The sequence below is a fragment of the Flavobacterium ustbae genome (genome assembly GCF_003946915.1).
In the GTDB taxonomy this organism is placed as follows: Bacteria; Bacteroidota; Bacteroidia; order Flavobacteriales; family Flavobacteriaceae; genus Flavobacterium; species Flavobacterium ustbae.
This window is the reverse complement of sequence record NZ_RPOC01000001.1, coordinates 93,268-109,095: the sequence shown is the minus strand read 5'-3', so window position 1 is coordinate 109,095 and position 15,828 is coordinate 93,268. Positions and strand designations below refer to the sequence as shown.

Here is a 15,828-nt window from a genome sequence, read left to right as displayed (position 1 = left end):
TTTGTAACTTAGTAAAACTAATCCCACATCTATTATAGCTTTTAGATTTACTCTTTTTATTGGTGTTATTTAATGTTCAACAATTAAAAGTACACTATTATGAAAAAGTTATTCGAAAGGTTTTATGATTTCTTCTCTGCATTTTTATTTGGAGGAAAGAATGTGCCTCACTATTGAATTTAGATAAGTATGAAATAGAATTACTTGTTTAAGAAGGAGCTTGGCACATTACAAATAAAAAAGTAATGTGCTTTTTTATTTTTAGCTATTTAAAACTTTCTTCAAACAAAGTAATATCGATCGCATTTTTTACATCGTAATCGCCAATTTTTGTTCGGCGCAAGACCGTTAAATGCGAACCAGAATTCATTGCTTTTCCAAAATCATAAGCTAGAGAACGAATGTAAGTTCCTTTAGAGCAAACTACTCTAAAGTCTACTTCTGGCAATGCGATTCTCGTAATTTCAAATTCGTGAATAGTAGTTTTTCTGCTTTCAATCTCGATAGATTCTCCTGCACGTGCATGTTCGTATAAACGAACGCCATCTTTTTTTATAGCCGAAAAAATAGGTGGTTTTTGGTCGATTTCGCCTAAAAATTGTTTTACCGTTTCATGAATCAACGCTTCATCAATATGTTCTGTTGGAAAAGTCTGATCGATTTCGGTTTCCAGATCATACGATGGAGTAGTGGCTCCAATATAAAACGTACCCGTATATTCTTTTGCCTGACCTTGAAGTTCAGAAATTCTTTTGGTAAATTTCCCAGTACAGATTAATAACAAACCTGTAGCCAAAGGGTCTAAAGTTCCGGCATGTCCAATTTTGAATTTTTTTGGAAGCCCAACTTTATTAATTAAAAGGTATTTTAATTTATTGACAGCCTGAAACGAACTCCATTTTAATGGTTTATCAATCAATAAAACCTGACCTTCTAGATATTCTTCGGGTGTCATTATATAATAGTAAGCGGGTGAATGAAAAAGTGAATCAATAATAAAACGATTCCGGCGATAATTCGGTAATAACCAAAAACCTTAAATCCGTTTTTAGTCAAAAAGCCAATAAAAGTTTTTATTGCTAAAAGTGCTACTATAAAAGCCACAACATTACCAATAATAAGCATATTGATCTGGTCACCAGATAATTCAAAACCAGCCTTATAATAATCATAACATTTTTTTGCAGTGGCACCGAGCATAGTTGGAACCGCTAAGAAAAATGAAAATTCTGCCGCTGTAGTTCTTGATAATTTTTGAGACATTCCTCCTACAATACTTGCACCGCTTCTAGAAACTCCTGGAATCATTGCTAAACATTGAAATAATCCAATTTTTAAAGCTTGTAAATAAGTGATTTCTTGAGAAGTTTCAGGTGTATTTGGATTGTTAAACCATTCGTCTACTTTTAATAAAATAACACCTCCAATTAAAAGAGAAATAGCAACGGTCACTGGGTTTTCTAATAAACCGTCAATAAAATCGCTTAATAATAACCCTAAAACAACGGCTGGTATAAAAGCAACTAAAAGTTTGAAATAAAAATCAAAACTTTGAAAGAAACGTTTGAAGTATAAAATTACAACCGAAAGTATCGCGCCAAGCTGAATTACAATGGTAAAAAGTTTAGTGAAATCGTCATGCGCAATTCCAAAAAAAGAAGACGCAATAATCATGTGACCTGTTGAAGAAACAGGCAAAAATTCTGTAATTCCTTCAATAATGGCAAGAACAATAGCTTGTAATGTGTTCATTTAAAATTTTAGATTTTAGATTTTAGATTTTAGATTGCTTCTTTCGCTACGCTCAAGTTTTTCAATTAAAATCTTAAAACTGATTTATTTTGATTTTTTGAATATAGAATAAATCGTGATTCCGAAACCGATTAAAACAGTTGTTGGCGCTAAACGAATACGTCTAAAGTTAAAAATATCCTCATTAAAAACATTTGGATCTTTACTTCCTCCGCCAGACATTAAAATAAATCCAAGAGCAATAACCGCGATTCCGATTAATAAGATTTTATAATTAATGCTGTCAAAAAGAAATTCCTGTTTTGGCTGCTGTTCTGCGTTATTGTTGTTTTTCATTTTTCTATTTTTTGTAACCTTGAGCAAAGTTCAAGGTATTTGTACTTATTTTGTCAGTCTGAGCGTAGTCGAAGGCATTTTTGAAAACTAAAATCTACACTCTACAATCTAAAATTAATAAAGATCGTCTGTTCTTAGATTCAAGAAACGCTGTGTCGCAAAATGCGTGCTTACCCAAGTAATCAAAACTCCCAATCCGAAAACGGCAACCAAAACTAAGCCCGTTAAAGCTTTGTCTTCTAGAATTCCTAAACCAGGGAAATTGTTGTCTACATAAAGCAAAAGTGCAATTAAAGCAACAATGGCAAGACCAGCGCCCAACATTCCAAGTTTTACGCTTCGCATTACAAACGGTTTACGGATAAATGCTTTTGTAGCACCAACCATCTGCATGGTTTTAATAATAAAACGATTAGAATGTATAGATAAACGAAGTGAACTATTGATTAATAAAACAGCAATTACAGTTAAGAAACCACTAATAATCAAAATCCACATACTTACTTTTCTGATGTTGTCGTTTACAAGATTTACCAATTGCTTGTCGTAAACAATGTCTGAAATCATAGTATTTTGACGAAGACGGCTTTCGATTTTGGCAATGCTGTCTCTCTCTACATAATCTGCTTTTAAGTGAATGTCGTATGAATTCAATAAAGGATTTTCTCCTAAAAAGGTTAAGAAATCTTCTCCGATAATGTCTGTATGCTCTTTTGCTGCTTTTTCTTTAGAAACATAAACATAAGATAATGCAAAAGGCGCTCTTTTTAGTTCAGTGTTAAAGGCTTTTACAATACTGTCGTTGGCTTCATTTTTGAAGAAAACAGTCATAGCGATTTTTTCTTTAAAATCGTCAGCTAGCTGTTTAGAATTAATAATGAATAGTCCTAGTACTCCTAAAAGGAATAAAACTAAGAATACACTTAATACTACCGAAAAATAAGAGGAAATTAACCTGCGCTTTTGAAATTTATCAAAGTTAGAACTCATAGTCTGCTTAAATTATGTGGTAAAAATAGTAAACAATTTTTTTATTTAGGTTAATAACGTTCAAAGTTTTGACTTTATTAGCATAAATATACAATATCGAATTGAGATTTTTTTCTGAGAGAGATTTTTTTAATCTCAAATCACGCAAAGAATTTCGCTTTAAGCCTTAAAAAAATCGCGCAAAGTCGCAAAGACGCAAAGTTTGATTAATCTTTGCGACTTTGTGAGCAAATTTTATATTCTTTTTTCAAACATAGCCCACGGTTTCAACCGTGGGAAACGTATTGTGTATTCGTTGCGTACCCAAGGTCGAAACCGTGGGCTATGTTCAAACCTTTATCCCTTTGTTGCTTTGCCTCTTTATTCCTTTGTTGCTTTGCCCCTCTGAACCTTCATTCAACTTTAAAAACTTCAATGCTTTTCAACCAATAAACATGTCTTGGGCCAGTTTTAATGTCGGTTTTGCTAATGGCAATCATTTCTCCGTTTTTAACTGGTTTTCCATTTTCTTCAAAAAGAACAAAAACATTATCTCCTGTCGGATTATTAAAAAGTTCTGCCCAAGAAAATGTTGCTTTATAATCGTCTGAAGCTCTTGCTACGATATAAAAGTTTCGGTCTTTGTGACCGTTTTGTTTGATTTTTGCTTTTTCTAAAATATCTTTCAAAAGAACACCTTTGCATATTTTATTATCTTTTTTTACTTCTCCGCTCTGGCAAACTACTTTAAAATCGTCAATGGTAACCACTTTCATCTTTTTTAAAGAATCTACTGTCAGGTTCAATGGAAATTCGACATCGCCTTTGACTTCAATCGAATGATTAACCATTTTTAAGCTGTCTTCTGGAGTAAGAACTTCGTGTTTATCATTGTCTGTTGTTACTGTTTTTTCTACAACAGTATCTTCTTTATCTTTTTTAGAAGAATTACACATTGAGCATGAAAATGCAATCAGTAAAACGAGAATATAATTTTGCGTTTTCATAATAAATATAATTTTTGAATTTAGTTAAAATTGAAAAAGCGAAGTGTCACAAAGAAATTGCGCCCTTCTTCTGGATAGCCTTCTACAAGACTATAATTTCTGTCGAATATGTTATTAATCCCTGCGTCGAGGCTGAAATTTTTTAAGATTTTGCCTGAAGCATATAAATTCAAAAGAGTGTAATCTGGAACTCTTGCCCCATAACTTGTACTGAAACGTGGCGAATTAAATTCGGCATTGGCAATTAATCGTATTATTTTAATCGGGCTGTACTCTAAAGTCCCCATAACTTTCGTATTCGGAACATCTGTAAAATGAATATTTGGATTGGTAATGTTTTTTCTTTCGATGTAAGTGTAATTCAAATTCAGCGAAAGGTTGTCTAGAATTCCATAATTTAATTGTGCTTCGATTCCTTTATAATCGGCTTCTCCAAAATTTTGCATTTGCGATTTTCCAGGTTCAACGTTGCTGACATTTAAGATGGCATCTGAAAGCGAACTGTAGAATAATGCAGTTTGAAAAGTGATTTTCTCGAAAAGATTTGCGGTATAATTCAATTCGTAATTAACTGCTTTTTCAGGTTTCAAATCTGGGTTCGGAATTGCAGTTCCCATTCTGTAAGAATAGCGGTCTTTGATTGTTGCAAATCTAGTTTTCTGAGAAATGGTAGTGCCTAATTTTTGCTGGCTATTTAATTGATAGAAAAATCCAACTTGCGCATTAAAAGCGTCACTTGCTTTAGCATCTGGAAAATCTGAAATTGTTTTTGTAGTACTATTATAATCTTCGGCTTCAAGGTTTTTTCGAATGTTGTAACTAACACCTGGAATAACGGTAAATTTTGAACTGACTTTGTAAACATCTTCAATTCCGATTAAAATCGTATTGTCTATAAAATGGCGAACAGGTTCGCCAAAATTGTTCTCACGATGCACATCTTCTTTAAAATGGAAAGCAATTTTTAAATCGTTTTTAGGAATTATTTTAGTGTTGTATTCCAGATTTCCTCCAAAAGTGTAATCGTTATAAATACTTTCAAAAGCATAAGGTTTTGTTTGTGTCGAATAAGTGGCATCGTCGTAGCTGTCGAGTGTGTTTTTGAAACGATCAAAATACAATCTGCTTTTGAAACTGTTTTTATTATCGAAAGCAGAGTTCGAAATAAAATAAAAACTTTCCTTATCCCAGTTTGGCCATTGCCAGTAGCGAGGTTTTAGCAAAAGCGAATTTTGTGTGTCGTAGCCTGTATAAACTGGATTTCCTTTTTCACCTTGCTGATTGATGTAACCAATTGCGTATTCACTTTTTTCGGTTGGAGTCCAACCAACTTTAAAGCTAATTTTTTGATCTGTTCGGTACGAATTGTCTCTTTGACCGCCGTTTTCGTTGGCTGTAGGAATGAAGTTCGAAGACATTCTGGTAGAATTTCTGTCCAAATAAGAAAATCCGCCTTGAAAATAGAATTTACCTAAGTTGGAACCGATATTTACATTTCCTCTATATCCGTTTTCATTAATCATTCCCAAAGAGCCATCGTATTCTAACTTTTTGGAAGGTTTTCTCGAAATAAGATTTATGGCGCCTCCAAGTGAATTTGGGCCATAAAGTACAGACGAAAATCCTTTTGAAACATCAACAGCAGCCAAATCAAAAGTGGTAAATCTAGCCAAATCTACATAACCATCGTAGGGCACATAAACTGGAATTCCGTCCATATAAACAGGAACCTGCCTTAAATCAAAACCTCTAATCGAAACCATAGATTCGTTTCTCGGGCCAGAAGCAGTTAAACTGACTCCAGGCAACATGTTTAAAGCTCTGGAAACCTCCATTTTGTTTTGAGATTCCATTGCTTTTGAAGTTATTCGGTTTAAAGTGTCTTTATTTTGATGATTGGTAATAATAACTTCTCCAAGATTAAAGACGTTTGAAATCTTAAGAGAATCTGTTGTTTTTGGATTGTTTTGCTGGGCAAATCCGATGAGGGGCAGAAATAAAAATGAAAGAAGTTTTAATTTCATAAAGGAGGTATTTTCAGTATGTTTTTAAAAGAATACTGCTGGTTAAAAATGGTTTAGTTATTTGTTTTTGAAATCATATCAGTATGTTTTAAAATGAATACTGATTTATAGAGCAAAAAAAATGCTTTTTGAATTTATAAAATATGATTAAAATCATAAGTGAGGCTTTAAAAATTAAAGCCTATTAGTTTTCGATTAAAATTTTAAATTCTGAGTTTCTTTCAAAGCAAATTCTTTAATACGCTTTTCGACTTCATAAAATACTTCAATCGCACGTTCGCCTGCTTCGGTCAACTTTGCGCCGCCGCCGCCTTTTCCGCCAAGAAGTTTTTCAACCAAAGGAGATTCGGCACGTTGATTCATTTCTTCGACCAATTGCCAAGCCTGACGATACGCCATTTTCATCTCTTTTGCGGCATTAGTAATCGATCCGGTTTTCTTGATGTTTTCCAAAAGCCAGATTTTTCCAATTCCAAGAAACGCCCCTTCAGCTTCTTCAATCCAAACACGGACTTCAATATTATATTTCTTATTTTCTGACATCGACAATTTATTCATTTAGCATTTTCAACACATAGTTTTTGAAATGGTTGAAAAAATGCATTTCATTTTATAAAAGTACACATAGTTTTGCTATGCGTGAGAAATATATTTCTTTTTAATAGTCTTTTTTTTAGGAATAAAAAATCTATCACGAAGCGTCGGGACTATGTGTTTAGAAAGATTTAATATTTTTCATTACGTATTTTATGATTGCAATAATACGTATTTTTACGTAATTAAAATACGTAATTTATTATTTTATTTGTTTGTCAGTAAAATAGCTTTGGAACAAGCAACAATAAATGTAAATTTGCGGATTAGAATTAAGCGACAAAGAGAGAAAAACCTCAGAACCTTTGCAACTTAGAACCTTAGTACCTTAAAAATGAAATACAATCCAAACGAAATAGAAGCCAAATGGCAGAAATATTGGGCAGAAAATCAAACTTTTGCAGCAAAAAACAACTCTGAAAAACCGAAGCATTATGTTCTCGACATGTTTCCTTATCCGTCAGGAGCAGGATTACACGTTGGGCATCCGCTAGGGTATATTGCATCAGATGTGTATTCGCGTTTCAAAAGACATCAAGGCTTCAATGTTTTGCACCCAATGGGTTACGATAGTTTCGGATTGCCAGCTGAGCAATATGCGATTCAGACGGGTCAGCGTCCAGAAGATACAACGCGTGTAAATATTGACGGAGGCGTTGACAAAGAAGGAAAACAAATTGCCGGATACAGAAAACAATTAGATAAAATCGGATTCTCATTTGACTGGGCGCGTGAAGTGCGTACGTCAAATCCAGATTATTACAAACATACACAGTGGATTTTTATTCAATTATTCAATTCTTGGTACTGCAGAAAACAAGGACAAGCTTTTGATATTTCAGAGTTGGTTACTGTTTTTGAAGAATCAGGAAATGCTTTGGTTGAAGCAGTTTGCGATGATAACGTAACTATTTTTACTGCTGAGGAATGGAATTCTTATTCGGAAGATCAAAAAGAAAAAATCTTGTTGCAATACAGATTGACTTATTTGGCAGAAACTGAAGTAAACTGGTGCCCGGGCTTAGGAACTGTTTTGGCAAACGACGAAATTGTAAACGGAGTTTCGGAGCGTGGAGGTTTTCCTGTTATAAGAAAAAAAATGACACAGTGGAGTATGCGAATTTCTGCTTATGCCGAACGTTTACTTGAAGGTCTAAATGATATTGATTGGAGTGAATCAATTAAAGAATCTCAAAGAAACTGGATCGGAAAATCGGTTGGAGCTTTAGTTAAGTTTCAAGTTTCAAGTTTCAAGTCTCAGGTTGACGCACAAAGTGAAGAAACTTTAAACGTGAAACCTGAAACAAATTTTATCGAAGTATTCACCACTCGTCCTGACACTATTTTCGGAGTTACTTTTATGACTTTGGCACCAGAACATGATTTGGTTGCTAAAATTACAACTCCAGAACAAAAAGCAGAAGTTGAAGCGTATATCGAAAAAACGTCTAAACGTTCGGAGCGTGAGCGTATGGCCGATGTAAAAACCATTTCTGGAGTTTTCACAGGAGCTTATGCTGAACATCCATTTACAAAAGAACCAATTCCGGTTTGGATTGGAGATTACGTTTTGGCAGGTTATGGAACAGGTGCTGTAATGGCGGTTCCTTGCGGAGACGAAAGAGATTACGCTTTTGCTAATTTCTTTAAAGGACAAAATGGAATGCAGGAAATCAAAAACATTTTTGCAAATGTTGATATTTCTGAAGCCGCTTACGGATCTAAAGACAACGTTGAAATAGCAAATTCTGATTTCTTAAACGGATTAAATTATAAAGAAGCAACTCAGGCTGCAATTACGGCTTTGGAAAAAATCGGTCAGGGAACTGGTAAAACAAATTACCGTTTGCGTGATGCCGTTTTCTCTCGTCAGCGTTATTGGGGAGAGCCGTTTCCTGTTTATTATGTAAACGGATTGCCAAAAATGATTGACGCGCAACATTTGCCAATTATTTTGCCAGAAGTAGAAAAATATTTACCAACAGAAGACGGTTTGCCTCCATTAGGAAACGCAGCTGTTTGGGCTTGGGACAGTGTTAAGTGTTCAGTAGTTAGTACTCAGTTGGTTGACAATGTTTCGATTTTTCCTTTAGAATTAAATACAATGCCAGGTTGGGCGGGAAGTTCATGGTATTGGATGCGTTATATGGATGCGCACAATGAAAATGAATTTGCAAGCAAAGATGCATTAAAATACTGGGAAAATGTAGATTTATACATTGGAGGAAGCGAGCACGCTACAGGTCACTTATTGTATTCTCGTTTCTGGAACAAATTCTTAAAAGACAGAGGTTATGCTCCAACAGAAGAACCATTCAAAAAACTGATTAATCAGGGAATGATTTTGGGAACGACAGCTTATGTTTACAGATTGGAAGGAACAAATACTTTTGTTTCTAAAAATAAAATCGGAGATCAAAATGTACAGCCAATTCGTGTTGATGTTAAGTTTGTGAATTCTTCAGATGAATTGGATATTGAAAAGTTTAAAAAATGGAGAGAAGATTTTAATTCAGCCGAATTTATTTTTGACGAAAACGGAAAATATATTGTAGGTCGTGAAGTCGAAAAAATGTCGAAATCATACTATAATGTGGTAACGCCAGACGATATTTGTGCAGAATACGGAGCAGATACATTACGTTTATACGAAATGTTCTTAGGTCCGTTGGAGCAGGCAAAACCTTGGAATACGGCTGGTATTTCGGGAGTTTTTGGTTTCCTTAAAAAATTATGGCGATTGTATTTTGATGATAATGGTTTAATTGTAAACAACGACGAACCAACAAAAGAAAACTTAAAATCTTTGCATAAAACGATTAAAAAAGTAGCAGATGATATTGAGAATTTCTCTTTCAATACTTCGGTTTCTCAGTTTATGATTTGTGTGAATGAATTGTCTTCTCAAAACTGTCATTCAAGAGCCATATTAGAGCCATTAGCGATTTTGGTTTCGCCTTATGCGCCGCATATTGCTGAAGAATTATGGTCACAATTAGGAAACACAACTTCTATTTCTGAAGTTTCGTTCCCAATTTTTGAAGAGAAACACTTGGTTGAAACGAATAAAGAATATCCAGTTTCTTTCAACGGAAAAATGCGTTTCACAATCGAATTACCTTTGGATTTAACCAAAGAACAAATCGAAGAAATCGTAATGAAAGACGAAAGAACACAAAAACAATTGGACGGAAGAACTCCAAATAAAGTGATTATTGTTCCAGGAAAGATCATCAATTTGGTTGGTTAACTAAATAAATTCCAATCCCGATAGCTATCGGGATAAAATTCCAAATTCCAATTTTATTGGGATTTGGGATTTTTTTTGTGCTTAGTTTTTCCGCCACGAATTCACGAATTTTTTTGTGATTAATTCGTGAATTCGTGGCGGAAAGTTACCAAATCAGTTTGTGATTAAGTCTAGTTTGTCAGTCTGAACAAAGCTTTTTTGTCACAGATTAAAAAGATTTCCACTGATTTTTTTGTTTCACGCAGATTTTAAATGATTTAAGCAGATCTATAGAGATTTCAATAAATAAAAAATCACATTAAATCTGCTCTAATCTGTAGAATCTACGTGAAAAGAATCCTTTTAATCTGTAAAATCTGTGGCAAAATACTATGTGGCTTTTCTTTGTGGAGCTACTAGCGTGGTCTTCGACTCCGCTCAGACTGACAAAAAAAGCTGACAAAAAACTTTGCGTCTTAGCGCCTTCGTGGCAAAAAAACTAGCGCCCTTTGCGAAAAACCTTTGCGCCCCTTGCGGTTAAGCCCACACCATTATTGGAATTTGGAATTTAATAATTGAAATTTTAAAAACTTTTGTAACATTTTAATAGTTCTCGTATCCAAAGCATGGATCCGATTATTTATAAACTTAAAAACTATTAAAATGAAAAAGTATATTCTATTAGTTATCGCATTCTTATTCTCAGCATTATGTTTAAATGTTTTCGGACAAACAAAATCATATCCGTTTGAAGTGGTAAAAACCGGAAACGGAAAAAAATCTATCATTTTCATTCCAGGATTTGCTTCTTCTGGCGATGTTTGGAATGAAACCAAAGATAATTTCGAGAAAAATTTTACTTGTTATACATTAACAATGGCGGGTTTCGCGGGAGTAAAACCACAATCGAATCCTTCTTTTGAAAATTGGAAAACAGAAATTGCTAATTATATAAAAGACAATAAAATAGAAAAACCAATTTTAATTGGTCATAGCATGGGTGGCGGACTGGCATTGGCAATTGCTGCAGATTATCCAGAATTAATCGAGAAAATTGTAGTTGTAGATGCGCTTCCGTGTCTGGCGGCGTTGACTGATCCTTCTTTCCAATCAAAAGAAAATAATGATTGTTCGGTAACTGTCAATCAAATGACGGCTCTGAATGAAAAGCAGTTTTACGATGTGCAGAAACAAACAATGCCAAGGCTTTTGGCAGATCAATCAAAACTGGAAATGGTTGTCGATTGGAGTTTGAAATCGGATAGAACTACATTTGGACAAATGTACTGTGATTTCTTTAATACCGATTTGCGAGTTAAGATTGGACAGATAAAATGTCCTTCGCTAATTTTATTAGAGTCTTATTTTATAAATTTAAAACCTGCAATCGACGAACAATATAAAAATTTGAAAACAGCCGATTTTAAATACGCCAATAAAGGTTTGCATTTCATTATGTACGATGATACAGCTTGGTATTTGGAGCAATTAAACAATTTTATAAAAGCTTAAAATGGAATTCGAAGAAATATATAAAACCTATTGGGATCGAATTTTTAGGCTTTGCATGGGGTTTGTCAACGATCACGATGTCGCGCAAGATTTAACTCAGGAAACCTTTATAATTGTCTGGCAGAAACTGGAAACCTTTAGAAACGAATCGGCTATTGGAACTTGGATTTTTAGAATCGCTTCTAATAATTGTTTAAGGCAGATCGAAAAGCAAAAACGTTTTCCGAAATCTGAACTTCCTATTCATCTTTCAGAAGAAAAACAAACCTCATTAGAACCTCAGATTCAATTCTTGTATAAATGTATCGCTGAGCTTCCCGAAACCGATCGTATCATTATTTCGTTAGAGTTAGAAGATATCAAGCAAACAGAAATTGCTAAAATCGTCGGACTTTCAGAAGCAAATGTTAGAGTGAAAATTCACAGAATTAAAGAAAAATTGACTCAAAAATTTAAAGAAAATGGACAACGATAATACTATAGATTTTAAAGATTTATGGAAAAAACAAACCGTAAGTCAGCCCGATATGAAAGATTTGTTGGCACGATTAAGTAAGTTTAAAAAAACGGCTTTACGCTGTTTGTGGTTCACCAATATTACGCTTTTGGCAACAAGTGCTTTTATTGCTTTTATCTGGATATATTATCAGCCACAATTTATTTCGACCAAAATCGGAATTGTACTCACCATTTTCGCTATGGTAGTTTATATGTTTGTTTACAATAAATTATTGAACGATTACAGAAACATCGATTCCACACAAACCAATCAGGAATATATTCAAAAACTGATTTTGATAAAAAAGAAACAGCAGTTTTTGCAAACCAAAATGATGACATTTTACTTTCTGTTTCTCACAATCGGAATTTGTTTGTATATGTACGAATACGCCAGCAGAATGAGCGTTTTAGCTGCGAGTTTAACTTACGGAATCACTTTATTCTGGATGCTCTTCAATTGGTTTTACCTTCGTCCTAGACAAATTAAAAAACAGCAGGATAAAATAAATAGTCTTATTGAAAAGTTTGAAGAGGTTAATCGTCAATTAGAATTATAAAAAAGAAAAGCTTCGTTTTACACGAAGCTTTTTCTTTACCAAAAACAAAAAATCTAAATTCTAAATTTTATAGTGGAAAAACGTATGGCGTAAGAGGTAGTACAATTATTCCTTCACTATTTGCTGTAGCAGTTAGTTCGTTTTCCAATTTCCCTCCAATATAAATTTTTCCAGTCAATGTCTGTCCAGCTGCACCTCCGTATCCACTTGCACTTAAAGATGCACCCATAGATTTTGCTTCAGCCGTAAATTCTTTAGTCCACGGAAGTTTAGTAACGTCTTCATTTAAAGCATTTCCTCCTTTTTCAAAATAAGTTGCAGAAAGAGTTCCTGTGTAGTTTCCAGTGATTTCGTATCTAACATCTCTTGAGTTGTTTGAGCCGCCATTATTGTCGTTATCATCGTTGTCGCTGCTGCAAGAAACTGCTGTAAAGGCAAGAGTCAATACAATTGCTAAGGTTTTCAAAATTGATTTCATAATAAATTCTTTAATTAATATTCAGATATATAACAAAATTAGCTCGTTAATAACCAGAGGTCAATACCTGATAAAATGTATTTTTTTTTACCTGATATCAGGTAAAAGCAGTTAATTTCTTTTTGAAAGTCATTAAGCTTTAATAACTTTGAGTAAATGCCACATATATGAAGAAAATCTACGCCTTTTTATTTTTTTTGTTTTTCACTGCAATTTCTCATTCACAAGTAATTCTTTCCTTAGATGATGATACTGTTTATATTGACAGTATTGTTAAAATCACAAAAAACACCAAATCAGACAGTGTCAAAAGTTTAAATAGTTTCAGATTGTCGAAACTATTTTTAATGACTCAGGATTCAAAAAAATCAAAAGAATATCTCGAACAAGCAAATCGGTTAAAGACTAAGTTCCCGTTTTTACGAGACGCTTCTGTTTTTTATAATGCGTATAGTTTTATAGAAAAAGGCGATCTGGAAGGTTTTGAAAAAGCTTTGCTTGAGGCTAATACGAAGCTTAAAAAATATCGCAATAAAGAAGCGTATAAACTTCGGGCTGTGATACTTCAGAATTATGGTATTATGCAACAGCGTAAGAATAACGAAAATGCCTATATGAAATTATTAGTAAATGAGGCTATTCCTATCGCTAAAAGAAGTGGTGATTACGAATTGATTAGTGCTTTAAATAAAGCTGTTGCAATCATTTTCATGAATAATGACGAACGCGAAAAAGCAAACGAATATCTGGATCAGGCACAGAAATATATTGAGAATACCACTAAAAAATCGGCAACTTTAGCCGAATCGAAGATGGAAACGTATATTATAAATGCAGAAAATTTAGTTGAACTCAAACATTTTTATGATGCTAAAGAAATTCTAGACAAAGCCTATTCGACTTTACAAAAATACCCAGAGTCTAACTTAAACGATTCTTATTTTTATTCGGAAGGGATTTATTATGCGAAACAAAACAAACATAGCGAAGCATTAGAAAGTTTTGCAAAAGGAATTAAATCTGCTGAAAGCCATCATAATGCTATTGCCGTCAACAGATTGAAATTTGCCGAATATGAAGTGCTTTTTAAACTCAAAAATTACGGTAAGGCCAAAAGTAATTTAGAATATTTGGTAGAAAACACGCCCTTTATTGTAGATAAGAAAAACTATTATAAAGAATTGTCTAAGGTTTATAATGCGACTAAGGAATATCCGAAAGCTTATTTTTATTCTAATAAGTACAATGTTATTAATGATAGTCTTAACGATGCGAAATTAAAGAACGAAATTGTTGAGCTTGAGGCCAAATATAAAAAAGCAGAAAGCGAAAAGAAAATCGGATTGCTTCAGTCTGAAAATGAAAAAGCCGTGTTGCAGGTAAACAACAATCGTTTGAATATGATGCTTTTTGCGGTTCTTTCGTTTGTTCTGTTTTTAATTGTTTTGTTTTTGTGGAGTTGGAATAATTATCAGAAAAAAATAAGTTTTCAAAAAGAAGTGAATCATAAGCAAGAACTAGAAGCATTAGAAAATCAGCAGAAATTATCGGTTTCGAATGCTTTGATCGAAGGAGAAGAAATTGAGCGTAAAAGAATTGCAAGAGATTTGCACGACGGACTCGGAAGTATGCTTTCTGGACTGAAAATTCATTTAAATCTCGCCGAACGCGAAAACAATGAAAATGCTCCGAATATCAACGGAATGCTGAACGATTCGATAAAAGAACTTCGTAATATTTCTCAAAATTTAATGCCTGAAAGTCTCATGAAACTTGGACTCGAACATGCTTTAAGAGATTTATGCGCTTCGCATTCAACAGCCGAAACCGCAATTGAATTTCAGTATCTGATTAAAAAAACAACTTTGCCTCAGCATTTTAAAATTATGATTTTCAGAATCATTCAAGAACTTTTAAATAATGCTTTAAAATATGCCAAAGCTTCTCAGATTCTAGTTTCGTGTTCACAGAATAAAGATGTTTTTTTTATTACGGTTGAAGATAACGGAATCGGGTTTAATGTTGAATATGCAGAAAAAAGAGACGGAATGGGCTTGCGAAATATCAAAAACCGTGTGGCTTTTTTAAACGGAAAATTAGAAATAGATTCTGTTAGCGGAAAAGGAACTTCGACTTATATCGAATTAAAATATAACCCAAATCATGAATATGAAATATAAAACGGTAATAGTAGACGATCATCCGATTGTAATTTCTGGAATTGCGGGTCTGCTATCAGATCTAAACGATATAGAAATAGTAGAAAAATTCGAATCGGGAATTGCGCTTTTAGATTATATCGAAGACAATAAAGTAGATTTGATTTTAATGGATATTTTTCTACCTGTAATAAATGGAGTTGATTTGTGTAAAACAATTAAGCAAAAGCATCCTAAAATTGTAATCCTAGGTATGAGCAGCCAGTCTGAAAGAAGTTTGGTGATGCAATTTATTCAGAACGGAGGAAACGGCTATATTCTTAAAAATGCTTCTTTTGATGAGTTTAAAGAATGTATTTACAAAGCGATTGATGGCGAAATTGTTTTTAGTGAAGAAGTAAAAACCATAATTAGCCAACCTTTGTCTGAAGATTTAGAACGAATTCCAGGTTTGAGTAGGAGAGAACGGGACATTGCTTTATTGCTTTCGCAGGGAAAATCGACTCAGGAAATTGCCGATGATTTGTTTTTAAGTTTCTTAACCGTACAAACGCATCGCCGTAATATTCTTCAAAAATATAAAATGAAAAATGTGGCAGAATTAATTGCTTTTCTGCTCAAAAACAATATGCTGAATTAAGTCAAAAGTGGTAGAAAAATGCCAAAATGACATTTTGTTAAAATGGTTCGCAATTTGCAGTTTGTTTTGT

General features: G+C 33.6%; 14 protein-coding genes. 6 read left to right on the top strand and 8 right to left on the bottom strand.

Features of this window, described 5'->3' with window-relative positions; all coding sequences use genetic code 11:
- Positions 1 to 265: 265 nt before the first annotated feature.
- The 7 genes from truB to EG814_RS00455 all read right to left on the bottom strand — a co-directional run bounded on the left by truB (position 266) and on the right by EG814_RS00455 (position 6,631).
- Positions 266 to 955, bottom strand: coding sequence for a tRNA pseudouridine(55) synthase TruB (gene truB, locus EG814_RS00485; protein WP_125717830.1), 690 nt, complete (start codon positions 953 to 955; stop codon positions 266 to 268).
- The gene (locus tag EG814_RS00480; RefSeq protein WP_125717828.1) at positions 955 to 1,752 is read right to left on the bottom strand and encodes an undecaprenyl-diphosphate phosphatase; all 798 of its coding nucleotides are present in this window, start codon (positions 1,750 to 1,752) and stop codon (positions 955 to 957) included. The genes truB and EG814_RS00480 overlap by 1 nt, the downstream gene beginning before the upstream one ends.
- Positions 1,753 to 1,836: 84 nt before the next feature.
- Complete coding sequence (locus EG814_RS00475) at positions 1,837 to 2,088, bottom strand: DUF3098 domain-containing protein (protein WP_125717826.1); 252 nt, start codon at positions 2,086 to 2,088, stop codon at positions 1,837 to 1,839.
- A gap of 114 nt (positions 2,089 to 2,202) precedes the next feature.
- Positions 2,203 to 3,078, bottom strand: a complete 876-nt coding sequence (locus EG814_RS00470; protein WP_125717824.1) for a cell division protein FtsX — start codon at positions 3,076 to 3,078, stop codon at positions 2,203 to 2,205.
- Positions 3,079 to 3,470: 392 nt separating this feature from the next.
- Complete coding sequence (locus tag EG814_RS00465; protein ID WP_164515249.1) at positions 3,471 to 4,064, bottom strand: molybdopterin-dependent oxidoreductase; 594 nt, start codon at positions 4,062 to 4,064, stop codon at positions 3,471 to 3,473.
- A gap of 20 nt (positions 4,065 to 4,084) precedes the next feature.
- Positions 4,085 to 6,088 carry a TonB-dependent receptor plug domain-containing protein gene (locus EG814_RS00460; RefSeq protein WP_125717822.1) on the bottom strand — a complete coding sequence of 668 codons (2,004 nt, stop codon included), beginning with the start codon at positions 6,086 to 6,088 and terminating at the stop codon, positions 4,085 to 4,087.
- A gap of 195 nt (positions 6,089 to 6,283) precedes the next feature.
- Entirely contained in the window at positions 6,284 to 6,631 is a 348-nt protein-coding gene (locus tag EG814_RS00455) for a winged helix-turn-helix domain-containing protein (protein WP_125719061.1), read from the bottom strand.
- Between the two features lie 385 nt (positions 6,632 to 7,016).
- Between EG814_RS00455 and leuS the strand changes: the two genes are divergently transcribed.
- The 4 genes from leuS (at position 7,017) to EG814_RS00435 (ending at position 12,481) form a co-directional block, all read left to right on the top strand.
- Entirely contained in the window at positions 7,017 to 9,932 is a 2,916-nt protein-coding gene (gene leuS, locus EG814_RS00450) for a leucine--tRNA ligase (protein ID WP_125717820.1), read from the top strand.
- A gap of 642 nt (positions 9,933 to 10,574) precedes the next feature.
- On the top strand, positions 10,575 to 11,423 hold the full coding sequence (locus EG814_RS00445) for an alpha/beta fold hydrolase (protein ID WP_125717818.1): 849 nt from the start codon (positions 10,575 to 10,577) through the stop codon (positions 11,421 to 11,423).
- Position 11,424: 1 nt separating this feature from the next.
- Complete coding sequence (locus EG814_RS00440) at positions 11,425 to 11,898, top strand: RNA polymerase sigma factor (protein WP_125717816.1); 474 nt, start codon at positions 11,425 to 11,427, stop codon at positions 11,896 to 11,898.
- Positions 11,885 to 12,481, top strand: a complete 597-nt coding sequence (locus EG814_RS00435; protein ID WP_125717814.1) for a hypothetical protein — start codon at positions 11,885 to 11,887, stop codon at positions 12,479 to 12,481. Before EG814_RS00440 ends, EG814_RS00435 begins: the two co-directional genes overlap by 14 nt.
- A gap of 67 nt (positions 12,482 to 12,548) precedes the next feature.
- Here the strand turns inward: EG814_RS00435 and EG814_RS00430 are convergent, their stop codons facing one another.
- Positions 12,549 to 12,959 carry an MmpS family transport accessory protein gene (locus EG814_RS00430; protein WP_125717812.1) on the bottom strand — a complete coding sequence of 137 codons (411 nt, stop codon included), beginning with the start codon at positions 12,957 to 12,959 and terminating at the stop codon, positions 12,549 to 12,551.
- A 167-nt stretch (positions 12,960 to 13,126) separates the two neighbouring features.
- On the opposite strand from EG814_RS00430, the gene EG814_RS00425 reads away from it, so the two are divergent.
- Both EG814_RS00425 and EG814_RS00420 read left to right on the top strand, forming a co-directional pair.
- Entirely contained in the window at positions 13,127 to 15,139 is a 2,013-nt protein-coding gene (locus tag EG814_RS00425) for a sensor histidine kinase (protein ID WP_125717810.1), read from the top strand.
- Positions 15,129 to 15,758, top strand: a complete 630-nt coding sequence (locus tag EG814_RS00420) for a response regulator (RefSeq protein WP_235830881.1) — start codon at positions 15,129 to 15,131, stop codon at positions 15,756 to 15,758. Before EG814_RS00425 ends, EG814_RS00420 begins: the two co-directional genes overlap by 11 nt.
- Positions 15,759 to 15,828: the final 70 nt, after the last annotated feature.

Excerpts from the sequence above, each read along its gene's own strand:
- truB (WP_125717830.1), bottom strand. The coding sequence starts at position 955 with ATGACACCCGAAGAATATCTAGAAGGTCAGGTTTTATTGATTGATAAA.
- EG814_RS00480 (WP_125717828.1), bottom strand. The coding sequence starts at position 1,752 with ATGAACACATTACAAGCTATTGTTCTTGCCATTATTGAAGGAATTACA.
- EG814_RS00475 (WP_125717826.1), bottom strand. The coding sequence starts at position 2,088 with ATGAAAAACAACAATAACGCAGAACAGCAGCCAAAACAGGAATTTCTT.
- EG814_RS00470 (WP_125717824.1), bottom strand. The coding sequence starts at position 3,078 with ATGAGTTCTAACTTTGATAAATTTCAAAAGCGCAGGTTAATTTCCTCT.
- EG814_RS00465 (WP_164515249.1), bottom strand. The coding sequence starts at position 4,064 with ATGAAAACGCAAAATTATATTCTCGTTTTACTGATTGCATTTTCATGC.
- EG814_RS00460 (WP_125717822.1), bottom strand. The coding sequence starts at position 6,088 with ATGAAATTAAAACTTCTTTCATTTTTATTTCTGCCCCTCATCGGATTT.
- EG814_RS00455 (WP_125719061.1), bottom strand. The coding sequence starts at position 6,631 with ATGTCAGAAAATAAGAAATATAATATTGAAGTCCGTGTTTGGATTGAA.
- leuS (WP_125717820.1), top strand. The coding sequence starts at position 7,017 with ATGAAATACAATCCAAACGAAATAGAAGCCAAATGGCAGAAATATTGG.
- EG814_RS00445 (WP_125717818.1), top strand. The coding sequence starts at position 10,575 with ATGAAAAAGTATATTCTATTAGTTATCGCATTCTTATTCTCAGCATTA.
- EG814_RS00440 (WP_125717816.1), top strand. The coding sequence starts at position 11,425 with ATGGAATTCGAAGAAATATATAAAACCTATTGGGATCGAATTTTTAGG.
- EG814_RS00435 (WP_125717814.1), top strand. The coding sequence starts at position 11,885 with ATGGACAACGATAATACTATAGATTTTAAAGATTTATGGAAAAAACAA.
- EG814_RS00430 (WP_125717812.1), bottom strand. The coding sequence starts at position 12,959 with ATGAAATCAATTTTGAAAACCTTAGCAATTGTATTGACTCTTGCCTTT.
- EG814_RS00425 (WP_125717810.1), top strand. The coding sequence starts at position 13,127 with ATGAAGAAAATCTACGCCTTTTTATTTTTTTTGTTTTTCACTGCAATT.
- EG814_RS00420 (WP_235830881.1), top strand. The coding sequence starts at position 15,129 with ATGAAATATAAAACGGTAATAGTAGACGATCATCCGATTGTAATTTCT.